Consider the following 23250-nt stretch of genomic DNA (forward strand, 5'->3'; position numbering starts at 1 on the left):
TTTATTTCTTTTTCTTAGCTGCTGGTTTCGTTGTCGATTTGGCAGCAGTTTTCGTTGTTTTTGTTTCTTGTTTTGGGGCTTCAGCTGGAGCAGATGCTGGCTGAGGTCTTTCTGCTGATTTTGAAAATAATTCAGCATTTTCAAACCATTGGTTACTTAATACAGTTCCGTCTGGTTTAAGGAATCCCCATTTTCCTTCGTTTTTTACTCTCGCAACACCATCAATAAATCCTTTATCCTGCTGTACAAACATCGCAATAATGGCATTTGTAGTAATGCCGTATTGTGTTGGAATTACCAGTTTTCCAGATTCGTTGATAAATCCCCAATTGCTCTCTTTTACTGGAGCCAAGCCGTTTGTACTAAAAACTTCTGCATCGCTGTAAGTTGGTTCAATAACAAATTCTCCTTTCGGATTAATGAATCCCCATTTTTTTCCAACTAAAACTGGCGCTAGATTTTTAGAGAAAGCTTTTCCTTTATCATAAATTGGAAGAATTGCCCAATTTCCTTTTAAATCGATATATCCAATTTTTCCGTTCTTTTTGGCATACGTCAAATCTTGGGTTTCAAAATCCCAGATTTTTTCAGCTCCATCAACTGGAATAAATTTTCCAGAACTTACTAATCCGAAAGTTTTATCTTTTCTCGCCCAAGTTGTGTTCTTGAAATAATTTCCGATTTCGGCGTAAGCAGGTTCAACTACTTCCTTTCCATCGGTATTTATGATTCCCCAGTTTTTGTTGAGTTCAACTCTTGCAAAACCATTTTCAAAAGGTTTAATCTGATCGTATTTTGGTTCTAAAACAACCGCCATTTTATTATTGATCAAACCAACTTTATTGTTTTGTCTGATGAAAGCAACTCCATTACTAAAATCAAATAATTTTTCAGAAGCAGGAGCTTTTTGAATTTCTCCTTTTTTATCAATATAAACCCATTCTTTTCCTGTTTTTACAATGGCAATTCCGCTGTTAAAATCTTTTGCATCATCAAAAGAGGCAGGAATTATCCAGCTTCCTTTTGTATCAATAAAACCCCATTTTCCGCCATTTTCAACAGCAGCTAATCCTTCAGAAAAACTTCTGGCAGATTTGTATTGAGGCTCGATTTTAAAAGAACCATCTTTGGTAATATATCCAATTTTTGAATTCTTTTTAACTAATGCCAATTCTTGACTATTAACAAATTGAATGCAGCACAGCAACAAAAAAATAAATGTTTTTTTCATGATTTTAAGATTCAATATTAATAATGTGAAGTACAGAATTAACTGTTTATCAAATAATCTTTTACTTTTTGCACAAAAGGATACATTACCTGATCTTCTTTAAACTCTGGAATTATATTGCGAACATCGTCGTACCATTTTTTAGTAACAGATGAAATTTTATCTTTTTGTCCTAAATAATCAATTGCCTGAACGATTGTAATTAATTCGATAGCTAAAACTTCAAAAGAATTCTCAATAACTTTTGATGTAATTACTGCAGCATTTGTTCCCATACTTACAATGTCTTGATTGTCATTGTTATTTGGAATACTATGAACGTACATTGGGTTTGACAGCATTTGGTTTTCGGCAGTTGTTGAAGTTGCAACGAATTGTACTCCCTGCATTCCGAAATTAAATCCTAATGTTCCTAAGTTTACAAATGGAGGAAGGATTTCATTGATTTTTGAATTCAATAAATAATTCAATTGACGTTCTGCCAGCATCGTTAATTTGGTAATAACGATTTTCAGTTTATCCATTTCAAGCGAAATATAATCTCCGTGGAAATTTCCTCCGTGATAAACGTGTTTGTTTTTTACGTCTATAATTGGATTGTCGTTTGCAGAGTTAAATTCGTCTTCTAAAATAGAAGCAACATTATTTATAGTTTCTAAAACTGGTCCCAAAATTTGAGGCACACATCTTAGTGAATAATATTCCTGAACCTTTTCTTTGAAGATTTCTTCGGTATTTTCACCAGAATATAAATGGTCTTCTCTTTTGCGGATTAAAGTACTGTCCGAAAGATTTTTTCTCATTCTTTCTGCCACTTCCTGCTGTCCTTTATGACGTTTGGTTTGGTTTAATTCTGCTGAGAAATGATCATCATAAGCTTGAACCAATTCGTTAATTGCACAAGAAGCTTTTAACGACCAATCTAATAATTTTTGAGCATAATGAACATTTACAACTCCAATTCCTGTCATTACAGAAGTTCCGTTGATTAATGCCAGACCTTCTCTAATTTCTACTTGAATTGGTTTCAAACCTTCAATTTCGAAAACTTCTGGAGTTGGTCTTCTTTCTCCTTTATAAAAAACCTCGCCTTCACCAATTAACACTAAAGCTAAATGTGATAATTGCACCAAGTCACCGCTCGCACCCACGCCGCCGTGTTCAAAAATTAAGGGCGTAATATCTCTATTGATTAATTCTGCCATTAAATGAATTACAGAAGAATGAACTCCTGAATTTCCTAAAGACAAAGTATTTAATCTTGCTAAAATTGCAGCTTTTGCACACTCAGGACTTAATGGTTTTCCTGTCCCAGAAGAGTGGCTTCTAATTAAATTATATTGTAATTGAATTTGATCAGACTCTTTAATTCTATATTGAGCCATTGGACCAAAGCCAGTATTTACTCCGTATATAACTTTGTTTCCTGAGAATTCTTTTAAGAAGTTAAAACTCTCGTTTACGCGGTTTAGAACGACATCACTAATTTTAACTTTTTGATTTCCAAATATTATGGCTTCAAATTCCGTTAAACTTAAATATTCATTAATTGTATTCATTAAATCGATTTTGGTTGTGCTAATTTAATTTTATTTATCAAAATAAATGTAGTTATTTTGATGTAGGCAAATGTAGGTTAATTAATGATAATAATTCTAATATGACAAAGGAGTTTGTTGATGTTTTAGTGATTGGTGCAGGACCATCTGGTTGTGTTTCGGCATCCTATCTTTTTAAAAACAATGTTAAGGTTAAAGTTGTAGAAAAAACGAAGTTTCCGAGACTGGTAGTAGGCGAAAGTCTTATTCCTCGTGTTATGGACCATTTTGCTGAGGCAGAATTGTTTGAGGCACTGGATGCGATGAACTTCGAGAAAAAACTAGGAGCTCGTTTTATTAGAGGAGAAGAAATTTGTGTTTTTGATTTTAGTAAAAAATTTGGTGAAGGGTGGGATTGGACCTGGCAGGTTCCTCGTGCTGATTTTGACAATACAATGGCACAGGAAATTGTGCGTAAAGGAATTGATTTGGAGTTTGAAACAGAGGTTTTGGAAGTTTCTTTTGAAGGAAAGAATTCAAAAACAATTGTAAAAGATGCAGCCGGGAACTTAAAAGAGATTCACGCTAAATTCATAATTGATTCTAGCGGATATGGTCGTGTTCTTCCAAGGCTTTTAGATTTGGATACGCCTTCGAAATTAGATCCGCATTCTTCTATTTTTACGCATGTAAAAGATATTAACAGACCAGAAGGAGAGGAAGGGACTCAGATTTCTTTTGATATTTTGGAAACAGAAGTATGGCTTTGGGTAATCCCGTTTTCGAATGGAAATACAAGTTTGGGAGTTGTTGGTCCGACAGATTTTATCAATTCGCTTTCTGAAAATAAAGATAATGCTGAGGCTTTGAAAAATGCTATTCAGAAGTCTGATTATTATATTAAAAGATTTAAAGGAACTGAATTTTTGTTCGAACCTGTTAAATTAGAAAACTATTCAAGAGCGGTAAAAAGAATGTACGGCGATGGTTTTGCGTTGACTGGAAATAGTTCTGAATTTTTAGATCCAGTTTTTTCTTCTGGAGTTGCCTTTGCAACCGAATCTGGAATGCTGGCGGCAAAATTATATTTGAAAGAATCGCAGGGAATTCCTGTTGACTGGGAAGTTGAATTTACCCAATACATGAAAAACGGAATTGCAGTTTTTACCACTTACGTGAAAGAATGGTATACTGGAAATCTTCAGACTTTATTCTTCCATCAGCCAGAAAATCCAGATGTAAAAGAAAAAATTTGTTCTGTTCTGGCGGGTTATGTATGGAATGAAGAAAATCCGTTTGTAAAAAAACATGATCACGTAATAGCCAATATGGCGTATTTACTAAATATGCAAAAAGAACAAAGCCCTGAATAATCAGGGCTTTTTTATAGAAAGATAATTCATTTTCTAGATTTATTCCGTAGGAATGTCTCGTCGGTAGAATATGAAATTTGAATTGCGATAATACGTTCCGTAGGAACGTTTGATTAATCGATTCAGGTATATTATTTCCGTAAATCAGATGTCCCTACAGGACATTAATGCAAAACGACAATATTTTTTTATACCGATGAGATATTCCTGCGGAATATTTGAGATTTTTATTTAAAAGCTTTTTTTAATAAAAGTTTGGATAATGATTTTGCTGTTTTTGCGTATCCTTCTCCAATTCTGCTTTCGTTATTGAAATTACTACCATATTGATCTCCAGGTGCATCTACACTTGAAATTTCTAATAAGACATTTGATTTATTTGCTGTTTCAACAAACTTTAAATTGGTAGTAACTTTTGCCGGCTGTTTCATAATTCCTGCATCCCATCCTGGATAAATCCAAACTGTTTGTACAATTAAAGTGTAAGGTGTGTTTAGTCCTTCTTGAAAATTCACCTCTTTACCAGCTTTTGTCATTACAATATTTCCGATTTCTAAAAATTTAGGAGTCCAGATCTGATCTTTTGCCACAACCCATCTTTTGTGCCAAAGATTTCCATTTCCTTTTCCTTTTTTGTCTAAATCGGCTATATGCTCTTCAACATATTGTGATTCCGGTTTGTTTTCTTTCATCATAGTAAAATTACTATAATCAAATTCGGTGTTGATTTCTTTTTGATCTTTTAAAAAGTCAAAGTTTCCCTTCACTACATTCATATCTTGAGCAAATGCGGCTCCAGAAATAAGTAAGCATGCAATAATTAATTTTTTCATTTTTTGGTTAATTGAGGTTTATTTTTAGCTGCTAAAAGTAATCAAAAGGATGAATAATAATTTATTTCATGTTAAAATATTATTGTTATTTTTTTCAAAAACAAAAAACGGATTCCAATTGGAAATCCGCTTTATTTTTAAAATTTGTTTTTCTATCAGCTGGGGAAATGCAGATTTAAAAAGAAAAATTGGTTTTGTTCGGCAGTTTATGTCTGGAATGAAAAATATCCGTTTGTCAAAATACACGATCATTTGATAGCCAACATAGAGTATTTACTAAATATTCAAAAAGAACAAAGCCCTGAATAATCAGGGCTTTGTTTATCAAAAAAAAACGTTTCTAGATTCATTCCGTAGGAATGTCTCGTCGGTAGAAATTAAATTTGAGTTACGGTTGAACGTTCCGTAGGAACGTTTGATTAATTGACGGGTACATTTTTATAAATCAGATGTCCCTACAGGACATTAATGCAAAACGACAATATTTTTTTCTACCGATCAGATATTCCTAACGGAATATTTTTAGTCAATTACAATTCAAATATCTTATCCATTACAATCCATTTTTGTCCTGGTTTTGCCCAAGGTAAAGCTTGCTGGAATTTCCACATTAAAGTTTCCCATTCCTGAACTTTTTCATTTTCAGCGTCGGCTTTGTCTTTTTTCTCAAAAGAGAAATTTTCGTCGCCTTCGATGATCATAAACAATCTATTTCCTGTGCAATAAATTTCCAAAACTAAAATTCCAGCATCTTGAATGCTTTTTTTTATCTCCGGCCACACATTTTCATGTAAGTGTTTGTATTCTGCAATTAAATTTGCGTCGTCTTTTAAGTCTAGTGCAAGACAAAATTTTTGAGCTACCATAATTTTATTTTTGTTGATAAGCTACAGCAGTTTGTTTACTTGTGCCTAAACCTTCAATTCCTAATTCGATTACGTCGCCTGCTTTAATGTAAATTGGGTCTGGTTTAATTCCTAAACCAACTCCCGGAGGCGTTCCTGTACTAATAACATCGCCAGGAAGCAAGGTCATAAACTGGCTTAAATAATGAACCAAGAATGGAATTTTAAAAATTAAGTTTGAAGTGTTACTGTTTTGGAATGTTTTTCCGTTTACAGTCAGCCACATTTTTAGGTTATTTACATCTCCAGCTTCGTCTGGTGTAACCATTGTTGGCCCAAGAGGAGCAAAGGTGTCAGAACCTTTTCCTTTTGCCCATTGCCCGCCGCGCTCGATTTGGAACGCTCTTTCGCTGTAATCATTCAAAAGACAGTATCCAGCGATATAATTTGGTGCATCTTCTTCAGAAACATAGCTGGCTTTTTTACCTACGACAAATGCCAATTCTACTTCCCAGTCTGTTTTTTCGCTGTTTTTTGGGATGATCAAATTATCATTTGGTCCACATAAAGAAGTTGTAGATTTAAAGAAAATAATTGGTTCTTCTGGAATTGCAGCACCTGTTTCTTCACAGTGATCTACATAATTCAATCCGATGCAGATAATTTTTGAAGGACGTGCCACTGGCGAACCTAAACGTACTGAATCGCTAACTTCTGGTAAAGATGGATTGTTTTTTAAAGCTTCTTCTAATTTTGCTAATCCGTCATTTTCAAAAAAAGCTTCGTTATAATCTGTTGTTACGATAGACGAAACATCATATCTTTTATCATTAAGTAAAACACCTGGTTTTTCCTTTCCTTCTTCTCCAAATCTTATAAGTTTCATATTTTAATTTTTAGTTTCTTGCCACGAATTACACGAATTTTCTCGAATTAAAATTTGTGAAAATTTGTGTAATTCGTGGCTATGTTTTTTTTAATATTTTAGTTGTTCAATTTGATGAATCCGCCATCAATTGGGTAATCTGAACCTGTGATGAAAGACGATTCGTCGCTGCATAAGAATAATGCTAAAGTTGCGATTTCTTCTGGTTTCCCCATACGTCCGATTGGTTGTGACTGAGATAATTTTTCGAAGATTTCTTCTTCTTTTCCAGGATAATTTTTAGCAATAAATCCGTCTACAAAAGGCGTGTGAACCCTTGCAGGAGAAATAGAATTACATCTGATTTTATCATTTAAATAATCTTTTGCTACTGATAAAGTCATCGCCATAACCGCGCCTTTTGCAGTAGAATAAGCAAAACGATCTGGAATTCCAACCCAGCAGGCAATAGAAGCCAAGTTTAAAATTACACCTCCGCCAGAGCTTCTAAGTGCAGGAATCGATGCATGAAGACAGTTGTAAACACCTTTTACGTTTACATTCATAATACGGTCAAAATCAGATTCTGAAGTAGTGTCTACTTTTCCAACGTGAGCAATTCCAGCGTTGTTTACCAAAATATTGATATTTCCGATTTTTTGGAAAGTTGAATTTACTTGTTCGTGGTTCGAAACGTCGCAGGCATGCGCGAAAACATTTCCGCCGTTTGATTTTATTTCTTCAACGGTTTCTTTTGCACTTTCTTCAGTCAATTCTAAAATGTGAACTTCAGCTCCTTGTTTAGCAAATAAAACCGAAATCGCTCTTCCGATTCCGCTTCCCCCGCCCGTGATAATTGCTTTTTTATTTTGTAATGAAAACATTTGATATAAATTTTTATGAGTTGTTTTTAATAGTCTTTTACAAAGATACGCCGCGTTTCCACGGAATAAAATCGTCTTGGTTTAATTGAACTGCTTTCGGAATAATTTCGCCGCTTGCCGCTTTAATGCAGTATTCTAAAATTTCCTCGCCCATTTCTTCAATAGATTTTTCACCACTAATGATTGGTCCGCAGTCAATATCGATAATATCTTTCATTCTGGTTGCTAGAACAGAGTTTGTTGCCACTTTAATTACAGGACAAACTGGGTTTCCTGTCGGAGTTCCCAACCCTGTAGTAAATAAAATTAAAGTTGCTCCAGAAGCTGCTTTTCCAGTTGTTGCTTCCACATCATTTCCTGGTGTACAAACCAAACTTAATCCTGGCTTTGTAACCAATTCGGTGTAATCTAAAACATCAACAACAGGAGAAGTGCCGCCTTTTTTGGCCGCTCCAGCACTTTTGATAGCATCTGTAATTAATCCGTCTTTGATGTTTCCTGGTGACGGATTCATATGAAAACCAGAACCCACTTTATGCGCCAGTTCATCATAAGATTCCATTAAATCTATGAATTTTTTGGCTTTATCTTCCGTAATACATCTGTCAATTAAATTCTGTTCAGCGCCGCATAATTCTGGGAATTCAGCCAAAAGAATTTTTCCGCCTAAAGCTACCACTAAATCAGAAGTATAACCCACAGCAGGATTTGCAGAAACACCGCTGAAACCATCGCTTCCGCCGCATTTTACACCAATGCATAAATCGCTCAAAGGCGCATCAGTTCTTTCATATTGGTTGATTTCAATTAAACCTTCAAAAGTCTTTTTGATGGCATTGGTAATCAAAACTTCTTCGCTTTCTGTCTGCTGCTGTTCAAAAATAAATAACGGTTTGTCAAATTCTGGGTTTTGTCTTTTTACATCATTTACAAAATCCTGAACTTGTAAATGCTGGCATCCTAAACTCAAAAGCGTGATTCCACCAACGTTTGGATGATTGGCATAAGAAGCTAGTAAAGCACTCAAAGTAGAAGCATCCTGACGCGTTCCACCGCAGCCGCCTTGGTGATTTAAGAATTTAATTCCGTCCACATTTTCAAAAACACGTTTGTTTTTCGGAGTCGGATTTAATTCAATATTAATATCATTAATGTCATTTCCGTTCAAATAACCTTCCAGTAATTCGTGCGTAAATTGATTGTATTTGTCTGTTACAGCATAACCCAATTGCTTGTGTAATGCTTCTTTGATAACGTCAAGATTTCTGTTTTCGCAAAAAACCGTCGGAACAAAAAGCCAGTAATTGGCAGTTCCCACACGTCCGTCTTTTCTTTTGTAACCTTTAAAAGTTCTGTTTTCAAATTTAGAAACATCAGGGGCATTCCATTCGTAAGAAGCGTTTCTGTAAGCGTAAGGATCTGCGGCGTGTTTTAAGTTTTCGGTCGTCATTAAACTTCCTTTTGCCACATCGCATTGTACTTTTCCCACCAAAACACCGTACATGTTTACTTCTTCTCCCTGCTTCATGTCCTGCATGTAGAATTTATGTTTGGCTTTGATGAGGTCTTGTAAAACGTAAGTTTCGTTTTCAAAAAGAATAGATTCTCCTTTTGGCAAGTCGGTTAAAGCTACCAGAACATTATCGTCTGGATGCAGTTTTACCACTAATTTTTTAGTTGTATCAAGCATTGTCTTGTTGTTTTTTTTCTTTTTTGTGTTGTCGTTTGCTGTAGTTAGGGAAGAAGTTAAGCACTTTGATTTCACTAAAATTTGGGCAGTAAACGAAAAATAAAATTAGTTTTTTTAGCAGTTTGTTATTAGTCTAATATTATCCGTGTATAATCTTTAATTATCTTTGTAGAATGAAATTGGAACAAACCAAAATAGCGTCTTATCTCAATACAAAAGTTTCGGTATTAAATCGTGTTGAGCCTTTTTTTCAAGCGCCATTTCATTCGCATCCCGAATTAGAATTGGTGTATGTAAAAGAGAGTTATGGCAAGCGAATTATCGGAAATTCGGTAATGCCATTTGAACCCGGTGATATGGTTTTTTTAGGTTCTGATATTCCGCACGTTTGGCTGAATGATGAAAAATATTATCAGGGAATTGAGGACTTAAAAGCGAATTCGATTGTCGTATATTTTCATAAAGATATTTTCGGACCGACTTTTTACGAATTAAAAGAAACCCAAAAAATCAACGAACTCTTTTTTCAGGCTGGAAAAGGGATTTCGATTATCGGAAAAACCAATAAGCAGATTGCTAAAAAATTGGAGAAGTTAGTTTCAAAAAAAGACTTTGAGGTAATTGTCGGACTTTTTGAGATTTTGTCTATTCTTTCTGAAAGTCAGGATACGATTTATATCAATGATGAAATTTATTCTTTGATGCAGAAAGATTCAAAGGTAGATCGTCTTTCAGAAGTTTTTCAATACGTCAATAAAAATTATAAAAAGAATATTTCCTTGGAAGAAATTGCCGCTGTCGCGAATATGACGAGGACTTCTTTTTGTAGAATGTTCAGAGTTAAAACGAAGAAAAATTTTGTGGATTATCTGCACGAAATCAGAATCTCGAATGCCTGTAAATTACTGCTTGAAACCGATAAAAGCATGTCTGAAATTGCATACGAATGCGGTTATAAAACAGCTTCAAATTTTAATAAACTCTTCAAAAAAGTTAAGGGAATAACGCCATCTGATTTTAAAAATAATGCGAAGATGAGTTTTGCCACAGATTATAAAGATTAAAGGGATTTTTTAAATCTGCCCAATCTGCTAGATCTGCGTGAAATAAAAAATATAGCCACGAATTACACCAATTTCCACGAATTAATTTCTAAATAAAAAATTCTAGTTAATTCGTGTAATTCGTGGCAAAAAAAATATTTTAAATAGATCGATCTAAATGGGTATAACCTCCATCAACATAAATAATCTGTCCAGTAGTATGACTTGATTTTTCAGACAATAAGAAAACCACCATATTAGCAATTTCTTCTGCTGTTGTCATTCTGTTTTCTAGCGGAATATTTTTTGTAATTGCGGCTAGTTTTTCTTCTTTATTTTCAAAAGTATTAATCCACGTTTCGTAAAGCGGTGTGTAACATTCTGCTACAATTACCGCGTTTACACGAATGCTGTATTTGAGTAATTCTACCGCCCATTCTCTGGTTAAAGCATTTCTTCCTCCGTTTGAAGCAGCGTAAGCTGAGGTTCCGCCTTGACCTGTTTCGGCAGTTTTAGAACCAATGTTTACAATTGCTCCTTTTGATTCTTTCAAATACGGAAGCGCATGCTGTGCCATTAAATAGTAATGCACTAAATTTTTGTGAAGAGAAGCAGCAAAATCTTCATAATTTCCGTTCTCTAATCCTACACCGTCATTAACTCCAGCATTGTTTACCAATCCGTCAATTCGGCCAAATTTTGCGATTACGGCGTCAACGGCTTTTTTGCAGTCTTCAGGTTTTGTCAAATCGGTGGCAACTTGATGCGCTTCTTTTCCAATGGCTTTTAGTTCTTCTACGGCTTTGATGTTGTCATTTTCGTTACGTCCAACGATAAATGGAATTGCATTTTCTTCGGCTAGAACTTTAACGATTCCTAAACCGATTCCTTTTGCGCCTCCAGTAACGATAATGATTTTTTGGGTTAATGATAACTGCATGATTTTTATGTATTATAATTTATTGCGATTTTTTTTGCCACGAATTACACGAATTACCTCGAATTTTTTATTTAGAAAATTAATTCGTGGAAATTAGTGTAATTCGTGGCTTTTATTTCTATGTGTTAGAACTTTTTTTAAAAATTTACAGCTGTTGTTCATGACAAACAACAGCTGTAAAAATAGAGAGAATAGAACTGATAATTTATTACCAGAACTTAACATAAAGCGCGACAATAATCAATAATGTAATTACGATTAAGACTGTTGTCTGCGGTTTAACTTTGAACATTCCTGGTTCTGTTTCGAATGCTTTAGGGTTTACTTTTGGACCAGCGAAACTCATCAAGATCATCACTAACATAGTAAAGAAGAATGATAATCCCATACAAATGTGGAACGGAATTTCGAAAGCTCCTTTTCCGTTAGGATAAGCTGTGTATAAAAGTGTATCGTTTCCAAATAATGCAGGAGCGTATTCGTTGAATAAAACTGACAATGCGAATCCTAAAATTACACCCACGATTGCTGCTGCACCAGTAGTTCTTTTCCAGAACATACCAAGGAAGAACATAGCAAAAACTCCAGGGCTGATGAATCCAGTGTACTTTTGGATGTATGTAAATCCGCCGACACCACCGATTCCTAAAACGTCATTCCAAGTAAATAGAACGGCTAAAAGCATTGCAGCAAAAACGGCAATTCTACCAATGTTTACCTGTTGCTTTTCTCCAGCTTCTTTTTGAATATATTTTTTATGAATATCTAATGTATAAATTGTAGAGATACTGTTTACTTTTCCAGCCAAAGAAGCTACGATCGCAGCCGTTAAAGCTGCAACAGAAAGACCTTTTAATCCTGTTGGAAGAAATGTTAATACAGCAGAATAAGCTCCGTCTTTTCCTCCAACTAATTGAGGTAAATGTCCGTTTGTGTATAAAACGTAAGCAGCAATACCAGGAAGCATTACGATAAGCGGCATTAATAATTTTAACATACCAGCAAATAAGATTCCTGTACGAGCTGTTTGTAAATCTGCTCCAAGTGCTCTTTGCGTAATGTATTGGTTACAACCCCAATAGTTTAAGTTGATAATCCAGATACCAGCAAGGTAAGACATCAAACCTGGGAAAGTCAAATATTTGTCAATTTCTAATTGAGAAGAAGCTGCAGTTGGTTTTGGAATAATCATTTTGAAATGCTCAGGCGCCTCAGTCATTAATACTTTGAATCCTTCGATTGCACTACTGCTTATTCCTAGCTTTTCTCCAACAGTTACTAATGCAATATAAGAAGTTACCAAACCTCCAATAATTAATACAGCAACCTGAATAACGTCTGTATAAGCCACAACTTTCATTCCTCCAAGAGAAATAAATAAAGCAAATACAGCCAAACCGATCATAATAGCATGAAGATATTCTCCACCAGCAAGACCGTTAATAGCAACAGCTCCCAAATAAAGAATAGAAGTTAAGTTTACAAAAACGTACAAAAACAACCAGAAAACTGCCATAATCAAAGCAGTAGATTCGTTGTAACGTGTTTTTAAGAATTGCGGCATTGTGTAAATCTTGTTTTTAAGATATACAGGAATAAACCACACAGCTACAATAATAAGTGCAACGGCAGCAAGCCATTCGTAAGCAGCAACAGCGATTCCTAAAAAGAAACCTTCACCGCTCATTCCGATGAATTGTTCAGCAGAAATGTTAGAAGCAATTAAAGAAGCTCCAATTGCCCACCAAGTTAAATTTCCTTCAGCCAAAAAGTAAGCTTTAGCATCTTGTTCGTCTTGTTTACGTTTGCGATAAACGGTATAACCGTAGACCGAGACTACGATAAAATAGATAATAAAAACCGCATAATCTGCGAAAGCGAGGTTTTGGTTCATTGTTAGTAGTATTTTAAATAATTATTATAGGGTTAAATTTGTTTGTTTGGTTTTAAATTGTTTTTTATGTTGTGTAATCTTGTTAAAAATGCAAGATGTGTTTTATTTCTGTTATTTTTTTACGAAAATAAAAGCGGAAGCCAAATGTAAAATAAAAATTTAGAAATCAGCTACTGGCAAATGTGTTTTTTACATTTATTCAATCGAAATTGTGTTAAATTTTTAGTATTTAGCTTTATTGCACCGGCAAACCATTAGGCTTTTACCAGACTTTTATAATGCACATCTGAAAGCTTTCTTAAAATTTCAGCACTTTTTTCTGGTGTAATATCACGCTGCGATTCGCCTAACATTTCATATCCTACCATAAATTTCTTTACCGTTGCCGATCTTAACAACGGCGGATAAAAATGCATGTGAAAATGCCATTCCGGATGATCAAATCCATCTGTTGGCGATTGATGAATTCCAGAAGAATAAGGGAAAGAAGTATTAAATAAATTGTCGTACTTCGTTGTTAATTGCTTTAAAATTTTAGCAAAAGCGTTGCTTTCTTCAGCAGAAAAATCGGTGATTTTGTTGGCAGCTCTTTTGCTCACAATCATAGTTTCGTATGGCCAAATAGCCCAAAAAGGCACTAACGCTACAAAGTGATCGTTCTCAATTACAATACGCTCCCCAGTTTTCAATTCGGCCTGAACATAATCTTCCAACAATGTTCTTCTATTTTTATCGTAATATGATTTTAAACTGTTATGCGTTTTTTCAACCTGAGTTGGTAAAGAAGACTGTGCCCAGATTTGCCCATGCGGATGCGGGTTGCTGCAACCCATTACACTTCCTTTATTTTCAAAAATCTGGACGTGGTTAATATACTTGATGTTTCCTAAATCAGTATATTCTTTCTGCCAGGTTTTAATAATATTTTCAATATCTGCAATTTCCATTTCTGGGAGAGTCAAATCGTGTCTTGGCGAAAAGCAAACCACTCTCGAAATTCCTTGTTCAGGTTTTACTTTAAAGAAAGTATGTTTAATATCGTCTTCAAAAATAATTTCCTCTTGCTTCATCGCAGCAAAATCATTTTCAAAAACAAAACTGTTTTCGTATACTGGATTAGTTTCTCCATTGGCACGAACATTTCCCGGACATAAATAACAAGTGGGATCGTATTTTGGAAGTTCTTCCGTAGAAATAGTTTCATTTTGTCCCTGCCAAGGGCGTTTTGCACGATGAGGTGAAACTAAGACCCATTCGTTGATTAGAGGATTGAAGCGTCTGTGAGGATCTTCGTTAATGTCAAAATTTTTCATTGTAGTGTGTTGTGGTATTAAAGTAGTGTTGTTCCGTTTGAGATTTTTACATCATAGAATTTTAATTCAATTCCAAATTTATCTAAATAAAGATTTGAAAACTTATGTTTTACCTCATTTTCTTGACCTTTTTTAACTAAATTAATTGTACAACCTCCAAAACCGCCTCCCATAAGTCTAGAACCTATGATAGATTCGTCATTTTTTGCAGTATCTACAAGGAAATCTAACTCTTCGCAGCTTACCTCATATTCCTGTGATAAACCATAATGAGTTTCAAAAAGTAATTCTCCCAGATGTTCAATATTTCCCTTGTCTAAAGCTTCGCACGCTTTTATGACACGATTAATTTCTTTAACCACAAAATGAACTCGGCTGAAAACTTTTTCAGTCATTTTATCCTTAAGACTCAAAACCTGTGCTTCTGAAGCATCTCTAAAACTTTTTACTTCTGGAAAATGACTTTTTATGATTGATAAACCTTCTTCGCATTCGATTCTTCTGGTATTGTATTCTGATGTAAAAAGCGAATGTTTAACATTAGAATCTAATAAAATCAATGAATAATCTTTAAAATCGGCATTGTGATATTCGAAATCTAAAGTGTTGCAGTCCAATTTTATCACTTTATTTTCAAGACCATGAACACTTGAAAACTGATCCATAATACCGCAGTTAATACCCACCCAGTGTTCTGCTTTTTGTCCTAATAATGAAATGTCAACTTTCTCAATTTTTAAATCGAAAAGCGATTTGATTCCGAAAATCATTCCGCATTCTAAAGCCGCAGAAGAAGATAGTCCAGAGCCAACCGGAATATTACTGCTGAAAACACAATTGAAACCTTCAAAAGAAAATCCGTTATCCTGCAATTGTTTAATTACACCTCGAATGTAATTAGTCCAAACCACATCGCTCAATTTTACTTCTTCAGTCAGGTCAATTTCAAATTCTTCGTTTAAATCGACTGCAATTACCTTAGAAGTTTTAGTGTTGTTTTTTTCAAAAGCAAAGCAAATTACTTTGTCAATTGCAGCTGGTAAAACATAACCATCATTGTAGTCAATATGTTCTCCAATAATATTAATTCTTCCTGGAGAAAGTACCGTTTTTTGAGGAGAAGATCCAAAAGATTTCTCAAAAAAAGCAACAGTGTTTTGTATTAAAATATCATTCATTATAAAGTGAGTGTAATGGTGGTTTTGGAATTTGGTTAGTTTAAATTTTCAAATTTGTAAAGCGTTTTTTGAGTATACTCTTCGCCTTTTTTCAAAACAGCATTTGGGAAATGACTATGATTGGGTGCGTCTGGAAAATTTTGAGTTTCAAAACAAATACCGCTTTGCGCATTGTAATCGACATTTTCTTTTCCCTTTAATTTTCCAAAACAATTTCCTCCTACATATATATGTACACTAGGCTGATCGGTGTAAACATTCATTCTCAGTTTGTTTTTTAAGCTGATTAGCTGTGCTACGATTTCTGTTTTAGAATTCACCACAAAAGAATTGTCAATTGGAAACGGGCAGTTTTTAGTATTTCTAAAATCAAAATCATGATTGGTTAAATCGGTATAATTTCCAGTCGGGATATTATCTGGATTGGTCTCCAGCATTTTATCCGATTTGATAAACATTTGTTGCTCTAAAACATTTCCATCATGTCCGTCAAGGTTAAAATAACTATGATGTGTCAAATTGATAACGGTATCTTCTGTAGAAACAGCTTTGTATTCTAATTGCAGTTCGTTTTCTTCATTTAAAGTATAGGTCAAATAAACGGTCATTTCACCAGGAAAATTTTCATCTAAATGCTCACTCAAAAGACCAAAAGTAATAGAAGGATTTTCGCCGGTTGAAGCATTAGTTACGCTCCAGACTTTTCTCCCAAATCCCATATTGCCGCCGTGAAGCGTATTGCCATTATTATTTCCGTCAAGCTGAAATTTTTTATCATCTATGCTAAAAGCTCCATTATGAATACGACCGGCATAACGGCCAACAGTAGTTCCAAAATAAGGAGCGCTTGGTAAATTATAAGATTCTAAGTAAGCTTCTAGATTATCAAATCCTAAAACAACATCTATCGATTTTTCATTCAAAGGAATTTGGATGGAAGTTACTGTTGCACCAAAATTGATGACCTGAACTTTCATTCCATTTTTGTTGCACAATTCAAAAGAATAAATTTCTTCTTTATTGGGCATTAAACCAAACAATTTGCAATTATGAGTCTCCTTTAAATGCGATATGTGTTTTATTTCCATATTATTTTTACCAAAAATGAAATCCAAAAATAGAAACATTCTCTATCTTTGCATACCAGTACCTACCAGTTTTTAGTATTAATAGTCAAAATGACTTTATTGTGAACATCATTTCAATTCAAAATAATATTGGGCTTCCAAAATATAAGCAGATTATTCTTTCAATAGAAAAAGCGATTGAAGAGGGCAATTTAAAAAAAGGAGATCGTCTTCCATCGGTCAATAAAGTCTGTTTAGGCTTTTCTTTATCGCGCGACACAGTGCTTCTGGCGTATGACGAATTGAAAAAAAGAGGAATTATTTACGCTATTCCAGGAAAAGGATATTATGTGAAAAGTGTTGAAATCACTATTACTCAGAAGGTTTTTCTTCTTTTTGACGAGCTTAATATTTTTAAAGAAGATATTTATAATTCGTTCCTAAAAAATATTGGTAAAAATGTTCAGGTTGATATTTTCTTTCATCATTTTAATGTTCAAGTTTTCAAAAAACTGATAAATGACAGCAACGGAAATTACACAAAATATATAATCATGCCGACGAACTTAAACGATATCGTCGATTCTATAAAAACCCTACCAGTAACCGATGTAATTATTTTGGATCAGACTAATCCAGAGTTAAAAATGTTTCCAGCTATTTATCAAAATCATCAAAAAGATATTTTTGAAGGATTACTGAAAGCCAAAAAAAGATTGGAAAAATATAAAAAACTGATTTTGATTTTTTCAGGTTTTAGAGAGCCGCCGGGAATGAAACTTGGTTTTGAATCTTTCTGTCAGGAATACAATTATGATTACGAAATTATTTCGGATTTCAGCAATCAATCTATTGCTTTAGGAGATTTATATATTATTCCTCATGACCGAGATCTGCTTTTGGTTATAGAAAATGCCATAAATCGGAACCTAAAATTAGGCGAAGATTTTGGAATTATATCTTATAATGAAACCGCTTTAAAGAAAATTGCTGCCAACGGAATTACAACCATTTCAACCAATTTTGAATTGATGGGAAAAATTCTGGCCGATATGGTTTTGAAAGGAACAAAAGAGCAGATCGAAAATAAATCTGCTCTTATAGTAAGGAATTCTTTATAGCGACGTGTCAATTATAAATTTAGAACAAAATCGTTGAGTAATTTTTCTTCGTATTTCTCTTTATTAAAGGTGTATAAATAAGAACCTTTTCGAGAAGACTGCATATCTTTTTCGTCTAATTTATTTAAGATTTCTAGAGAATTAATTTTACTGATGAAGTTTCTTTTGTCCAGTTCTTTGCTCAAAATCGCTTCATACAATTCTAAAAGTTGGCGCATGGTAAATTTCTCAGGAAGTAATTCAAAACCAATTGGCTTTACAGAAGTTTTGTAACGAAGTCTCTTAATGGCATTTTGCACCATTTCGTTATGGTCAAAAATTAAGTTTGGTGCATCATTAATTGGAAACCATTCCGCGTGATAATTTTTAATTAATTCTGCGTTGTGATTTTCAATATTAATCAAAGCAAAATAAGAAACCGAAATAGTTCTTTCTACGGGGTCACGATCGATTTCGCTGTAAGCATACAACTGCTCCATATAAATATCGTTAAGACCAGTATAGGTATTTAGTATTCGGATAGCTGCTGCATCTAAAACTTCGTCACGTTTTAAAAACCCTCCAATCAAAGACCATTTTCCTTTCTCGGGTTCGAAATCTCTCTTGATTAAAAGTATTTTCAGACCCTCATGATCGAATCCGAAAATGATGCAGTCAACCGCCAGTAAAACTTTATCGGCAGAACTATAACTATTTAGCATATGTAATTAATTTGGACCGTAAATATATAAACTTCTTAAAACCTTTCATAATTTATTAATGTTGATTTTACACTTATGTTAAATAGCAGCGAATAAGAATATTTATGTGTATTCGATATTAATTGCTAAGGTAAAGCTGTTTTTTACTTATTAATCTTCTCAATTTGAAATCAAAATAACGAGTCAAAGGTAGAAACATTTTTAAAAGAGATATACACTAGGATTATTATTTCATATTCACAATTCAAAAATTGAGATTGTTGTTATAAAACAAATGGTTTTTGCTTTTTTTTGTCAATTTTTCAGATTCTTAACTTTTTATTTGTTTAGAGATATTTTGGTTCAATCCCTTTAAGAATGCTTGTTTCCAAGGCAAAATTATGAAATATGTTTTTTGCAACCAGTTGTTCTGATAATTTTATTTTTTTATGAGACTTATTTTTGTTTAAATTTACAAATGTTAAACGAACACTTATAAAACTAAAAAACCAACATCTTTAGAAATTCTGCAGCCACGCAATTTTCTGAAAACCAAAACCAACAACAGATTATGAAAAAACCACTACTAATCTTGTTTGCTATATTTTTTATTCAAACAATTACAGCTCAAAAAGAATCGGTTATTATTTCAGTTAAAAATGATGCAGCAGCACCGATTATAAATAGAAACATTTATGGTCATTTTGCTGAGCACTTAGGACGCTGTATCTATGGCGGATTTTTTGTGGGAGATACTTCAAAAATTCCCAATACAAACGGAGTTCGAAATGATATTATAAAGGCATTAAAAGATTTAAAAATTCCAAACTTAAGATGGCCTGGCGGTTGTTTTGCAGATACTTATCATTGGAAAGATGGAATTGGTCCAAAAGAACAGCGTCCGACAATTGTAAATCAATGGTGGGGAGGCGTAACAGAAGACAATAGTTTTGGAACACATGATTTTTTAAATATGTGTGAATTATTGGGAGCAGAACCGTATTTATCTGGAAATGTCGGAAGCGGCACAGTTCAGGAATTAGCAGACTGGGTTCAGTATACCAATTTTGGAGGAAAAAGTCCAATGAGTGATCTTCGTAAGAAAAACGGAAGAGCAGAACCTTGGAAAGTAAAATACTGGGGAATTGGAAATGAGGCCTGGGGTTGTGGCGGCAATATGACTGCAGATTATTATGCTAATGAATATCGCAAGTTTGCCACTTTTATATCAGATTGGAACAATACTGGAGGCATTACAAGAATTGCTTCGGGATCTAATAGTTCTGACTACAATTGGACAGAGGTTTTGATGAAAAACATTCCGCTGAATATGCTGGGCGGAGTCGGTGTTCATCATTACGCAGTAATTGACTGGGGTAAAAAAGGGGCAGATGTTGATTTTACAGAGAAAGAATATTTCCAGACCATGCAGTCTGCCTTAAAAATGGAAGAATTAGTAACCAAACATGCTGCCATAATGGACAAATACGATCCAGAGAAAAAAGTGGCGATGATAGTCGATGAATGGGGAGGCTGGTATGAAGTTCAAAAAGGGACAAATCCAGGGTTTTTATATCAGCAGAATACAATGCGAGATGCTGTCTTGGCGGGAGCAACTTTAAATATTTTCAATAATCATGCAGATAGAGTTCGCATGGCCAACTTGGCACAGTGCGTTAATGTGCTTCAAGCTGTAATCTTAACCGACAAAGCCAAGATGATTACAACGCCAACCTATCATGTAATGAAAATGTACAGCGTTCATCAAGATGCGAAATTACTTCCGATAAATTTTAAATCCCCGACATATAATTTTAATGGAGAATCAATTCCGGCTGTATCTGCATCTGTTTCAAAAGATCAAAAAGGATTAGTTCATATTTCACTGGTAAATATTGATGCTGTAAATAAGAATAAAATCGAAATTGATGTAAAAGATCTTGGCGTTAAAAATTTTACAGGGACTATAATTACAGCTTCAAAACTACAGGATTATAATTCTTTCGAAAATCCGAATAAAATTATTCCGGTTGCTTTTAAAGGTTTTGAGAGTAAAAAAGGAAAGCTTGAAATCACAATTCCGCCTTTCTCAGTATTAGTTTTAGAAGGAAAATAATCTTTAATAAATGCAAAAATATCTTCTTAAAAGTGAAGGTTTTTATTTTAGAAGTGAAATAATCACAATATTATAAATGTATTGTTAACATTTATTTTTTGATTAAAGGCTAAAATGCTGTTTTAATGCATTTATAGCAAAAATTAATTATGCAATTTCAATTAAGTGTTTTTTGTACACTTATAAAGTATTTATCTCTATATTTGTCAATATTTTAAAAATAAAATACGAATGAAAAATTATGTAATAGGATTGGACTACGGAACAGATTCTGTTCGCGCGGTGCTAATTGACACTGAGAATGGACAGGAACTGGCATCGAATGTTTCTCATTACAAAAGATGGAAAAACAAGCAATATTGTGATGCTTCCATCAATCAATTTCGCCAGCATCCTTTGGATCATATCGAAGGATTAGAAATTACAATTCAGAATGTTGTAAAAGACAGCAAGGTAGATCCCAAGTTGGTTCGCGGAATTTGTATCGATACAACGGGATCTTCTCCGGTTCCAGTTACAAAAGATGGAACTCCATTAGCATTAACAAAAGGTTTTGAAGAAAACCCAAATGCGATGATGGTGTTGTGGAAAGATCACACTTCTATAAATGAAGCAAACGAAATTAACGAACTGGCAGTAAGCTGGGGTGGAGAAGACGTTACCAAATACGTTGGAGGAATTTATTCATCAGAATGGTTTTGGGCAAAAATCCTTCACATTGCAAGACAAGACGAAGCAGTTCGTAATGCCGCATACACTTGGATGGAACACTGCGATTTAATGACGTATTTGTTAATTGAAAATAAAGATTTAAAAACATTTAAAAGAAGCCGTTGCGCCGCAGGACATAAAGCAATGTGGCACGAAGACTGGAACGGACTTCCTCCAGTTGAATTCTTAGAAAAATTACATCCGTATTTAGCACAGCTTCGCGGTAATTTATATGATGAAACCTATACATCAGATTTAGTTGCCGGAAATTTAAGTAAAGAATGGGCAGATCGTTTAGGACTTTCTACAGATACAGTGGTAGCTGTTGGAACTTTCGACGCACATTCTGGAGCAGTTGGAGCTAAAATTGGAGAAAATACTTTAGTTCGTGTTATGGGAACTTCAACCTGCGATATTCTGGTTGGTTCTTATGATGAAGTGGGAACAAAAACCGTTCGCGGAATTTGCGGACAAGTTGATGGTTCTGTAATTCCAGGCTTTATTGGTCTAGAAGCAGGACAATCTGCTTTTGGCGATTTATTGGCTTGGTACAAAGAATTATTAATGTGGCCGACAGAACATTTATTAGGTTCGTCTTCTCTTTTAAATGAAGAACAAAAAGAAAAATTAAGAGAAGAATTCAGCGATAAATTAATTGTTGAATTAACGAAAGAAGCAGAGAAAATTCCAGTTTCAGAAAGCCTTCCAATTGCTTTGGATTGGATTAATGGAAGAAGAACTCCGGATGCGAATCAGGAATTAAAAAGCGCCATTTCAAATCTATCTTTAGGAACAAAAGCACCACATATTTTTAAAGCTTTGGTAAATGCCATTTGTTTTGGAGCAAAGAAAATTGTGGACCGCTTTGAAGAAGAAGGTGTAAAAATCGACAGCGTAATCGGAATCGGTGGTGTTGCTCGTAAATCGCCTTTTATCATGCAGACTTTGGCCAATGTTTTAAACAAGCCAATTAAGGTCGCAGCTTCAGACCAGACACCAGCTTTAGGGGCAGCAATCTACGCAGCGGTTGCAGCAGGAATTTATCCAAACGTAATTGAAGCAAGTCAGAAAATAGGAAGTGATTTTGACGGAGAATATTTCCCTCAAACAGATAAAGTAGAAGCGTATCATAAACTGCTTTTAGCGTATGAACAATTAAGCGCTTTTGCAGATCCAAACATTAAAATTTCTCAAAATGAGTTCTCTTTATAAAGATTTAAAACAGGAATGTTATGAAGCCAATATGCAATTAAATGCATTGAATTTGGTGGTCTACACATTCGGAAACGTAAGCGCTGTCGACAGAGAAAATGGTGTTTTTGCCATTAAACCAAGCGGCGTTCCTTACGAAGATTTAAAACCGGAAGATATTGTAATTGTCGACTTTGATAATAACATTATTGAAGGAACAATGCGTCCGTCATCAGACACCAAAACGCACGCATATTTATATAAAAACTGGCCAAATATTGGAGGCGTTGCACATACGCACGCAACCTATTCTGTAGCATGGGCACAATCGCAGCAAGATATTCCGATTTTCGGAACCACACATGCCGATCATTTAACAGCCGATATTCCGTGCGCACCGCCAATGGCAGATCACTTAATTGAAGGAAACTACGAACACAATACCGGAATTCAGATTTTGGATTGTTTCAAAGAAAAAAATCTTTCTTATGAAGAAGTAGAAATGATTTTAATTGGAAATCACGGTCCATTCGCATGGGGAAAAAATGCAGCAAAAGCCGTTTACAACAGTAAAGTTCTGGAAGTAGTTGCCGAAATGGCGTACCTGACATTACAAATCAACCCAAACGCACCAAGATTAAAAGATTCATTAATAAAGAAACATTACAACCGCAAACACGGAAAAGATTCGTATTACGGACAATGATAAAGTTTGTTTCAGGTTTCAGGTTTTTTTG

At 34.4% G+C, this 23250-nt stretch carries 19 protein-coding genes; 6 read left to right on the forward strand and 13 right to left on the reverse strand.

The window, feature by feature from the left end; translation table 11 throughout:
• Nucleotide 1 precedes the first annotated feature (1 nt).
• Both QE431_RS22365 and hutH read right to left on the reverse strand, forming a co-directional pair.
• Complete coding sequence (locus tag QE431_RS22365; protein ID WP_307300428.1) at nucleotides 2–1231, reverse strand: WG repeat-containing protein; 1230 nt, start codon at nucleotides 1229–1231, stop codon at nucleotides 2–4.
• Nucleotides 1232–1269: 38 nt separating this feature from the next.
• On the reverse strand, nucleotides 1270–2790 hold the full coding sequence (hutH, locus tag QE431_RS22370) for a histidine ammonia-lyase (protein ID WP_281867075.1): 1521 nt from the start codon (nucleotides 2788–2790) through the stop codon (nucleotides 1270–1272).
• Between the two features lie 101 nt (nucleotides 2791–2891).
• Here hutH and QE431_RS22375 point away from each other — a divergent pair, with 101 nt between their 5' ends.
• Nucleotides 2892–4142 carry an NAD(P)/FAD-dependent oxidoreductase gene (locus QE431_RS22375; RefSeq protein ID WP_281867076.1) on the forward strand — a complete coding sequence of 417 codons (1251 nt, stop codon included), beginning with the start codon at nucleotides 2892–2894 and terminating at the stop codon, nucleotides 4140–4142.
• 227 nt (nucleotides 4143–4369) lie between these two features.
• Here QE431_RS22375 and QE431_RS22380 read toward each other — a convergent pair whose 3' ends face one another.
• The 5 genes from QE431_RS22380 to QE431_RS22400 all read right to left on the reverse strand — a co-directional run bounded on the left by QE431_RS22380 (nucleotide 4370) and on the right by QE431_RS22400 (nucleotide 9259).
• On the reverse strand, nucleotides 4370–4975 hold the full coding sequence (locus QE431_RS22380) for a hypothetical protein (RefSeq protein WP_307300432.1): 606 nt from the start codon (nucleotides 4973–4975) through the stop codon (nucleotides 4370–4372).
• Nucleotides 4976–5505: 530 nt separating this feature from the next.
• Entirely contained in the window at nucleotides 5506–5841 is a 336-nt protein-coding gene (locus tag QE431_RS22385) for an L-rhamnose mutarotase (RefSeq protein WP_307300435.1), read from the reverse strand.
• Nucleotides 5842–5845: 4 nt separating this feature from the next.
• A complete protein-coding gene (locus QE431_RS22390; RefSeq protein WP_134138869.1) occupies nucleotides 5846–6706 on the reverse strand; it encodes a fumarylacetoacetate hydrolase family protein in 861 nt (286 codons plus the stop codon).
• 98 nt (nucleotides 6707–6804) lie between these two features.
• Nucleotides 6805–7569: an SDR family NAD(P)-dependent oxidoreductase gene (locus tag QE431_RS22395; RefSeq protein WP_134138871.1), complete on the reverse strand. Its 765-nt coding sequence runs from the start codon at nucleotides 7567–7569 to the stop codon at nucleotides 6805–6807.
• Nucleotides 7570–7606: 37 nt separating this feature from the next.
• Nucleotides 7607–9259, reverse strand: coding sequence for a UxaA family hydrolase (locus QE431_RS22400; RefSeq protein WP_307300441.1), 1653 nt, complete (start codon nucleotides 9257–9259; stop codon nucleotides 7607–7609).
• A 173-nt stretch (nucleotides 9260–9432) separates the two neighbouring features.
• On the opposite strand from QE431_RS22400, the gene QE431_RS22405 reads away from it, so the two are divergent.
• A complete protein-coding gene (locus QE431_RS22405; protein WP_307300443.1) occupies nucleotides 9433–10323 on the forward strand; it encodes an AraC family transcriptional regulator in 891 nt (296 codons plus the stop codon).
• A gap of 139 nt (nucleotides 10324–10462) precedes the next feature.
• Here QE431_RS22405 and QE431_RS22410 read toward each other — a convergent pair whose 3' ends face one another.
• The 5 genes from QE431_RS22410 to QE431_RS22430 form a co-directional block, all read right to left on the reverse strand.
• Nucleotides 10463–11242, reverse strand: a complete 780-nt coding sequence (locus QE431_RS22410) for an SDR family oxidoreductase (RefSeq protein WP_307300446.1) — start codon at nucleotides 11240–11242, stop codon at nucleotides 10463–10465.
• A 208-nt stretch (nucleotides 11243–11450) separates the two neighbouring features.
• Entirely contained in the window at nucleotides 11451–13136 is a 1686-nt protein-coding gene (locus QE431_RS22415) for a sodium/sugar symporter (RefSeq protein ID WP_057115558.1), read from the reverse strand.
• Between the two features lie 254 nt (nucleotides 13137–13390).
• Nucleotides 13391–14449 carry a UDP-glucose--hexose-1-phosphate uridylyltransferase gene (locus tag QE431_RS22420; protein ID WP_307300450.1) on the reverse strand — a complete coding sequence of 353 codons (1059 nt, stop codon included), beginning with the start codon at nucleotides 14447–14449 and terminating at the stop codon, nucleotides 13391–13393.
• Nucleotides 14450–14466: 17 nt separating this feature from the next.
• A complete protein-coding gene (galK, locus tag QE431_RS22425) occupies nucleotides 14467–15627 on the reverse strand; it encodes a galactokinase (protein WP_307300453.1) in 1161 nt (386 codons plus the stop codon).
• A 35-nt stretch (nucleotides 15628–15662) separates the two neighbouring features.
• The gene (locus tag QE431_RS22430) at nucleotides 15663–16715 is read right to left on the reverse strand and encodes an aldose epimerase family protein (RefSeq protein WP_307300455.1); all 1053 of its coding nucleotides are present in this window, start codon (nucleotides 16713–16715) and stop codon (nucleotides 15663–15665) included.
• A 101-nt stretch (nucleotides 16716–16816) separates the two neighbouring features.
• Between QE431_RS22430 and QE431_RS22435 the strand changes: the two genes are divergently transcribed.
• Nucleotides 16817–17815, forward strand: coding sequence for a GntR family transcriptional regulator (locus QE431_RS22435; RefSeq protein ID WP_307300458.1), 999 nt, complete (start codon nucleotides 16817–16819; stop codon nucleotides 17813–17815).
• Between the two features lie 11 nt (nucleotides 17816–17826).
• On the opposite strand, the gene QE431_RS22440 is transcribed toward QE431_RS22435, so the two are convergent.
• Entirely contained in the window at nucleotides 17827–18516 is a 690-nt protein-coding gene (locus tag QE431_RS22440; protein ID WP_057115563.1) for an NUDIX domain-containing protein, read from the reverse strand.
• 550 nt (nucleotides 18517–19066) lie between these two features.
• Here QE431_RS22440 and QE431_RS22445 point away from each other — a divergent pair.
• The 3 genes from QE431_RS22445 (at nucleotide 19067) to QE431_RS22455 (ending at nucleotide 23219) form a co-directional block, all read left to right on the forward strand.
• Nucleotides 19067–20611: an alpha-N-arabinofuranosidase gene (locus QE431_RS22445; protein ID WP_307300461.1), complete on the forward strand. Its 1545-nt coding sequence runs from the start codon at nucleotides 19067–19069 to the stop codon at nucleotides 20609–20611.
• 231 nt (nucleotides 20612–20842) lie between these two features.
• On the forward strand, nucleotides 20843–22534 hold the full coding sequence (locus QE431_RS22450; RefSeq protein ID WP_307300464.1) for a ribulokinase: 1692 nt from the start codon (nucleotides 20843–20845) through the stop codon (nucleotides 22532–22534).
• Nucleotides 22518–23219: an L-ribulose-5-phosphate 4-epimerase gene (locus QE431_RS22455; protein ID WP_307300466.1), complete on the forward strand. Its 702-nt coding sequence runs from the start codon at nucleotides 22518–22520 to the stop codon at nucleotides 23217–23219. Before QE431_RS22450 ends, QE431_RS22455 begins: the two co-directional genes overlap by 17 nt.
• The last annotated feature ends 31 nt before the right edge of the window (nucleotides 23220–23250 follow it).

The organism is Flavobacterium sp. SORGH_AS_0622 (assembly GCF_030818825.1).
Classification (GTDB): domain Bacteria; phylum Bacteroidota; class Bacteroidia; order Flavobacteriales; family Flavobacteriaceae; genus Flavobacterium.

What these genes read in the sequence shown, in the direction of transcription:
- QE431_RS22365 (WP_307300428.1), bottom strand. Translation starts at nt 1,231, where the DNA reads ATGAAAAAAACATTTATTTTTTTGTTGCTGTGCTGCATTCAATTTGTT.
- hutH (WP_281867075.1), bottom strand. Translation starts at nt 2,790, where the DNA reads ATGAATACAATTAATGAATATTTAAGTTTAACGGAATTTGAAGCCATA.
- QE431_RS22375 (WP_281867076.1), top strand. Translation starts at nt 2,892, where the DNA reads ATGACAAAGGAGTTTGTTGATGTTTTAGTGATTGGTGCAGGACCATCT.
- QE431_RS22380 (WP_307300432.1), bottom strand. Translation starts at nt 4,975, where the DNA reads ATGAAAAAATTAATTATTGCATGCTTACTTATTTCTGGAGCCGCATTT.
- QE431_RS22385 (WP_307300435.1), bottom strand. Translation starts at nt 5,841, where the DNA reads ATGGTAGCTCAAAAATTTTGTCTTGCACTAGACTTAAAAGACGACGCA.
- QE431_RS22390 (WP_134138869.1), bottom strand. Translation starts at nt 6,706, where the DNA reads ATGAAACTTATAAGATTTGGAGAAGAAGGAAAGGAAAAACCAGGTGTT.
- QE431_RS22395 (WP_134138871.1), bottom strand. Translation starts at nt 7,569, where the DNA reads ATGTTTTCATTACAAAATAAAAAAGCAATTATCACGGGCGGGGGAAGC.
- QE431_RS22400 (WP_307300441.1), bottom strand. Translation starts at nt 9,259, where the DNA reads ATGCTTGATACAACTAAAAAATTAGTGGTAAAACTGCATCCAGACGAT.
- QE431_RS22405 (WP_307300443.1), top strand. Translation starts at nt 9,433, where the DNA reads ATGAAATTGGAACAAACCAAAATAGCGTCTTATCTCAATACAAAAGTT.
- QE431_RS22410 (WP_307300446.1), bottom strand. Translation starts at nt 11,242, where the DNA reads ATGCAGTTATCATTAACCCAAAAAATCATTATCGTTACTGGAGGCGCA.
- QE431_RS22415 (WP_057115558.1), bottom strand. Translation starts at nt 13,136, where the DNA reads ATGAACCAAAACCTCGCTTTCGCAGATTATGCGGTTTTTATTATCTAT.
- QE431_RS22420 (WP_307300450.1), bottom strand. Translation starts at nt 14,449, where the DNA reads ATGAAAAATTTTGACATTAACGAAGATCCTCACAGACGCTTCAATCCT.
- galK (WP_307300453.1), bottom strand. Translation starts at nt 15,627, where the DNA reads ATGAATGATATTTTAATACAAAACACTGTTGCTTTTTTTGAGAAATCT.
- QE431_RS22430 (WP_307300455.1), bottom strand. Translation starts at nt 16,715, where the DNA reads ATGGAAATAAAACACATATCGCATTTAAAGGAGACTCATAATTGCAAA.
- QE431_RS22440 (WP_057115563.1), bottom strand. Translation starts at nt 18,516, where the DNA reads ATGCTAAATAGTTATAGTTCTGCCGATAAAGTTTTACTGGCGGTTGAC.
- QE431_RS22445 (WP_307300461.1), top strand. Translation starts at nt 19,067, where the DNA reads ATGAAAAAACCACTACTAATCTTGTTTGCTATATTTTTTATTCAAACA.
- QE431_RS22450 (WP_307300464.1), top strand. Translation starts at nt 20,843, where the DNA reads ATGAAAAATTATGTAATAGGATTGGACTACGGAACAGATTCTGTTCGC.
- QE431_RS22455 (WP_307300466.1), top strand. Translation starts at nt 22,518, where the DNA reads ATGAGTTCTCTTTATAAAGATTTAAAACAGGAATGTTATGAAGCCAAT.